This is a genomic window from Kitasatospora sp. NPDC057692 (assembly GCF_042799475.1).
Classification (GTDB): Bacteria; Actinomycetota; Actinomycetes; order Streptomycetales; family Streptomycetaceae; genus Kitasatospora.
Window position 1 is genome coordinate 1 of sequence record NZ_JBHVIV010000173.1, and the last position, 6,331, is coordinate 6,331.

Genomic DNA, 6,331 nt, shown 5'->3' on the forward strand with positions numbered 1-6,331 from the left:
CGACCCAGGGTGGAGAAGTGCGCGGCGATCTCCTCGGCGCGCGCGGCGTCGCCGGAGATCACCACGGAGGTGGGGCCGTTGACGGCCGCGATCGAAATCTCGCCGTCCAGGAGCGGAAGAACCTCGTCCTCCGTGGCCTCGACGGCGATCATCGCGCCGTCGCCGCGGGCGGCCTGCATCAGCCGGCCCCGCGCGGTCACCAGACGCGCCGCATCGCTCAGCGACAGCACACCGGCGACGTGGGCGGCCGTGACCTCGCCGATCGAGTGCCCGCCCACCACCTGCGGCTCCACACCATGGGCCTTCGCGAGGTGGAAGAGGGCGGTCTCGACGGCGAACAGCGCCGCCTGCGTGTACAGCGTCTGATCAAGATCGGCGTCGCCCTCGGCGAACACCACGTCCTTCAACGCCCGCGGCAGGAACACGTCCAGCGCCGCGCTCGCCTCGTCGAACGCCGCCCGGAACACCGGCTGCGTCTCGTAGAGTTCGGCGCCCATACGGGCACGCTGCGAACCCTGCCCGGTGAACAGCACCGCCAGACGGCCACCCGAGGCGGCGCGACCGCGCACCAGCCCAGGCGCCTCGGCACCCTCCGCCAGCGCGGCCAGCGCAACCGACCCGCCCAGCACCACCGCACGGTCCTCGAACACCGCCCGCGACGACACCAGAGACACACCGATGTCGGCAGGAGACAGGCTGCTCGCAATCGCCAACAGTCGTGCGGCCTGACCCTCAACAGCCCGCGCACCACGCCCCGACAGCACCCACGGCACCACACCAGGAACAGACGGGACCGCCGCCGGAGCCTCCTCAACAGCCGGCGCCTGCTCCAGGATCACGTGCGCGTTCGTCCCACTCACACCGAAGGACGACACACCCGCCCGGCGCGGGCGCCCGGCGTCCTGCCAGTCCTGGGCCTCGCTGAGCAGTTCGACGCTTCCGGCCTCCCACTCGACGTGCGGGGAAGCCTCGCCGGCGTGCAGCGTGCGCGGCAGCACGCCGTGCCGCATCGCCATCACCATCTTGATGATGCCCGCGACACCCGCCGCCGCCTGTGTGTGGCCGATGTTCGACTTGATCGACCCGAGCCACAGCGGCTGCTCCGCCGGCCGGTCCTGCCCGTACGTCGCCAGCAGCGCCTGCGCCTCGATCGGGTCACCCAGCCGCGTGCCGGTCCCGTGCGCCTCGACGACGTCCACGTCCGCCGTCGTGAGACGGGCGTTCGCCAGCGCCTGACGGATCACCCGCTCCTGCGACGGACCGTTCGGCGCGGTCAGGCCGTTGGAGGCGCCGTCCTGGTTCACCGCACTGCCGCGCACCACCGCGAGCACCGGGTGCCCCAGCCGCCGCGCGTCCGACAGCCGCTCGACGAGCAGCACGCCGACGCCCTCGGCGAACCCCGTACCGTCGGCGTCGGCCGAGAAGGAGCGGCAGCGGCCGTCCACCGAGAGGCCCCGCTGGCGGCTGAACTCGGTGAACAGGGTCGGCGCGGCCATCACGGTGACGCCGCCGGCCAGGGCCATGCCGCACTCACCGCGGCGCAGTGCCTGCACGGCCAGGTGCAGGGCGACCAGCGAGGACGAGCACGCCGTGTCCACCGTCACCGCCGGGCCCTCCAGCCCGAAGGTGTAGGCGATGCGCCCGGAGGCGATGCTCGTCGTGCTGCCGGTCAGCAGGTAGCCCTCGTACTCGTCCGGGACCTCGTCCGCCCGCGACGCGTAGTCCTGGGCGATGACGCCGACGAAGACGCCGGTGTCGCTGCCCCGGACGGCGGCGGGGTCGATTCCGGCCCGCTCGAACGCCTCCCACGAGGTCTCCAGCAGCAGGCGCTGCTGCGGGTCGGCGGTCGCCGCCTCGCGCGGGCTGATGCCGAAGAACTCGGCGTCGAAGTCGCCGGCCCGCTCCAGGAAGCCGCCCCTGCGGGTGTACGAGGTCCCGGGGGTCTCCGGGTCCGGGTCGAAGAGCTTCTCCAGGTCCCAGCCCCGGTCGGCGGGGAAGTCGGAGATCGCGTCGGCGCCCTCGGCCACCAGCCGCCACAGCTGTTCGGGCGACTCGACGTCCCCCGGGTAGCGGCAGCTCATCCCGACAATCGCGATCGGCTCCTGATCCTTCGCCTCCAGGTCGCGGAGGCGCCGGTTCGCCTGGCGCAGGTCCGCGGTGGCGCGCTTGAGATAGTCGCGGAGCTTTTCTTCATTGGTCGTCGCCATCAGAAGTTTCCGATCTCATTGTCGAGTGCGTCGAAGAGCTCGTCGTCGGTGGCCGAGTCCAGGTCGTCCTCCGCGGTGTCCTCGTCCGCGGCGCCGGTCGGGCCGGACCACTTCCACAGCAGGGCCTGGAGCCTGCTGACGATCCTCGTCTGGGCGTCGTCGTCACCCTCGATGGAGCCGAGGGCGGCGTCGATCCCGTCCAGCTGGGCGATCACGCTCCGGGAGAGGTCCGCCGCCTCGGGTGCGAGGGCGTCCAGCAGGTGGTCGGCGAGCAGGCGGGGGGTCGGGTGGTCGAAGACCAGGGTCGCGGGCAGCTTCAGGCCGGCGGCCGCTCCGAGGCGGTTGCGGAGCTCCACCGCGGTCAGCGAGTCGAAGCCGAGCTCCTTGAACGCCCGCTCCTCGTCCAGCCGGCCGGAATCGGTGTGGCCGAGCACGGCGGCGGCCTGCGCCCTGACCAGGTCGAGCAGGGTCTTGCGCTGCTCCTCGCCCGACAGCCCGGTCAGGGTGTCCTTGAGCGGGACGCCGGTGGCGCCGGCGGCCCGGGCGGTGCTGACGCTGCGCCGGGTGGTGGTGTGGACCAGGCTTCGCAGGACGTCCGGGACGTCCTCCGGTGCCATCGTGGCGCGCATCGCCGCCACGTCGATCCGGATCGGGACGACCACCGGCTCGACCGACCCCCGCGCCGCGTCGAACAGCGCCATGCCCTGCTCGGAGGTGATGGCGTGCACGCCGGTCCGCTTCATCCGGGCCAGGTCGGCCTCGCCCATGTGGGCCGTCATGCTGCTGGTCTGCGCCCAGAGGCCCCAGGCCAGCGAGTGCGCCGGCAGCCCGCCGGCGCGGCGGTGCTGGGCCAGCGCGTCCAGGTAGGCGTTGGCGGCGGCGTAGTTGGCCTGCCCGGCAGTACCGAGCGTGCCCGCCGCGGAGGAGAACAGGACGAACGCCGACAGGTCCAGGTCCCTGGTGAGTTCGTGGAGGTTCCACGCCGCGTCGACCTTGGGCCGGAGCACGGTCTCCAGGTCCTTCGGGGTCAGGGCGTCGAGGACGCCGTCCGCGAGGACGCCCGCCGTGTGGACGACGGCGGTGAGGGGGTGCTCGGCGGGGACGCCCGCCAGCAGTCCGGCGAGCGCCTCGCGGTCCGCGACGTCGCAGGCCGCGACCGCGACTTCCGCCCCCAACTCCTCCAGCTCCGCGACCAGTTCGGCCGCCCCGTGCGCCCCGAGGCCGCTCCGGCTGGTCAGCAGCAGGCGCCGGACACCGTGGTCGGCCACCAGATGGCGGGCCACCAGGCCGCCGAGCACGCCGGTCGCCCCGGTGATCAGGACCGTTCCCTCGGCCGGCACCGGCTGCGGGAGGACGAGCACCAGCTTGCCGATGTGCCGGGCCTGGCTGAAGTACCGGATGGCGTCGGGCGCCTGCCGGACGTCCCAGGTGGTCACCGGCAGCGGCCGGAGGACGCCGCTCTCGAACAGCTCCCGCAGCTCGCGCAGCATCTGCTGCACCCGCTCCGGACCCGCGTCGAGGAGGTCGTAGACCTGGTAGGCCACCCCGTCGTACTGCTCGGCGATCTGCGCGGAGTCGCGCTTGTCGACCTTGCCCATCTCCAGGAAGCGGCCGCCCCTGCGCTGGAGCCGCAGCGAGGCGTCGACGTACTCGTGAGCGAGGGAGTTGAGGACGACGTCCACCCCCCGGTCGCCGAGGACCGAGCGGAACTCCTCCTCGAAGTCCAGGCTGCGCGAGGACGCGATGTGGTCCTCGGGGATCCCCGCCTCGCGGAGCGTCCCCCACTTGCCCCGGCTCGCCGTCGCGAAGACCTCCAGCCCCCAGTGGCGGGCCAGTTCGAGCGTCGCCAGCCCCACACCGCCGGTCGCGGCGTGCAGCAGCAGCGACTCGCCGCGCTGGACGTCGGCCAGGTCCACCAGGCCGTAGTAAGCCGTCAGGTAGACCACCGGCGCGGCGGCGGCCTGCGCGAACGACCAGCCGGTCGGCATGTGGGTGATCCAGCGGTGGTCGGTCACCGCGATCGGCCCGAGCACCGTGCTCAGCAGGCCCATCACCCGGTCGCCCGGCGCGAACCCGGTGACGTCCGGCGCGACCTCCGTGACCACGCCAGCGACCTCGCCGGCCTTCGCCCGGCCGTCGTCGGGCACCATGCCCAGCGCGACCAGGACGTCCCGGAAGTTCAGGCCTGCCGCACGCACCGAGATCCGCACCTGGCCCGGCTGCAGCGGACTCAGCGCCTCCGGGAAGGAGTTGAGCGAGATGCTGTCGAGGGACCCCTTGACCTCCATGTCGAGGCTCCACGGCTCCGGCCCCTCCGGTACGGCCAGGACTCCCTGGTCGGTGACGGGGGCGAGGTGGGGGGTGTGGGGGGTGTCGTTGCGGTGGGCGACCTGGGCGTGTCCGCCGGCCAGGGTGTCGGCCGTGAGGGGCTGGTCGTCGAGGTCGAGGAGGGTGATGCGGTGGGGGTTCTCGGTCTGGGCGGTGCGGGCCAGGCCCCAGATCGCGGCGGCGGTCAGGTCCGGTGCCGGGTCGGCGGGGTGGGTGGTGACGGCGTGGCGCGTCACGATGGTCAGGTGGCCGTCGGTGTGGTCGGGGTGGGCGAGCCACGCCTGGAGGGTGGCGAGGGTGCGGGTCAGGACCTCGTGGGTGTGGGCGGGACCGGTGGTGGACGGTTCGACGGTGAGGACGAGGTGGGCGTGCGCGGGCACGGTGTCCAGGTTGGTGTGGAGCGGTGCGTCGAGGCCGAAGGTCTCGGTGCCGAGGACGACCGGGTCAGCGGTGATGGCGGACTCGGTGGCCTTGGTGGCCGGCGTCCACGTGAGCTGGTAGAGGTCGTTGGTGGTGGTGGGGGTAGCGAGCTGGTCCGGGGTGATCTCCCGGACGGTCAGCGTGTCGACGGTGACGACGGCGGTGCCGGCGGGGTCGACGGCGGTGAGGGCGTGAGTGTTCTCGCCCGTGGACCGCCAGTGGACGCGCAGGGCGGTGGCGCCGGTCGCGTGGAGGGTGACGCCGCTCCAGGCGAACGGGAGCACGACTCGGTCGGGCCCTTCGTCCAGGAGGAGGGCGTGGAGGGCGGCGTCGAGGAGTGCCGGGTGGAGGCCGAAGCCGCTGGTGTCGGTGTCGTCCTGGGGGAGGGCGATCTCCGCGAACAGGTCTCCGTCCTGGCGCCAGGCGGTGTGCAGGCCCTGGAAGAGCGGGCCGTAGGCGTAGCCACGGTCGGCGAGACGCTCGTAGAGGCCGTCGAGGTCGATGCGCTCGGCACCCGCCGGCGGCCAGGCACCCTCGATGAGCACGGGCGCGACGCTCTCGGACGTCAGGCGACCGCTCGCGTGGCGGGTCCAGACGCCTTCGCCGTTCTCCGGGCGGGAGTGGACGGCGAGCGCGTAGCCGTCGTTGTGGTCGGGGGTGAGGGTGATCTGGAGGTGGACTCCTTCGTTCCCCGTGATGGCGAGGGGTGCATGGAGGGTGAGGTCTTCGAGGTGTCCGGCGCCGAGGTGGTCGCCGGCCGCGATGGCGAGGTCCACGAACGCCGTGCCCGGGAGGAGGACGCTGCCCAGGACGGCGTGGCCGCTGAGCCAGGGCTGCGCGGTGAGGGACAGACGCCCCGTGAACACGGCGCCGCCCTCGCCCGCCAGGTCGACGGTCGCGCCCAGCAGCTCGTGACCGGCCACCCGCAGGCCCAGGCCCGAGGCGTCGCCGGTGACGGCCGGTGCCTCCAGCCAGTAGCGCTCACGCTGGAAGGCGTAGGTCGGAAGATCGACGATGCGGCCCGCGGTGAGGGCCGGGACCTGGTTCCAGGCGACCGGAGCACCGGCCACCCAGGCCTGGGCGAGGGAGTCGACCAAACGCGACCAACCACCGTCCTGACGCCGCAGCGTCCCGATCACCGCCGCGCGTTCACCCGAGGCCTCCACGCTCTCCTGGACGCCGACGACCAGGACGGGGTGGGCACTCGACTCCACGAACAACCGGAAACCGTCCGCCAGCAGCAGCCGCGTGACCTCCTCGAAACGCACCGTCTGCCGCAGGTTGCGATACCAGTACCCGGCATCCAGCAGCGCGGTGTCGATCCGCTCACCGGTCACCGTCGAGTAGAACGCCACCTCCCCCGAACGCGGCACCAC

2 protein-coding genes are annotated in these 6,331 nt (G+C 72.9%); both read right to left on the reverse strand.

Going from position 1 to position 6,331, the window contains the following annotated elements:
• Nucleotides 1-2,207, reverse strand: a 2,207-nt coding sequence (locus tag ACFVFS_RS40330; protein ID WP_380630102.1) for a type I polyketide synthase, incomplete at its 3' end; no start/stop codon positions are given.
• Nucleotides 2,207-6,331 (reverse strand): SDR family NAD(P)-dependent oxidoreductase (locus tag ACFVFS_RS40335; RefSeq protein ID WP_380630104.1); only part of this gene is annotated, 4,125 nt, incomplete at its 5' end. The genes ACFVFS_RS40335 and ACFVFS_RS40330, both read right to left, overlap by 1 nt.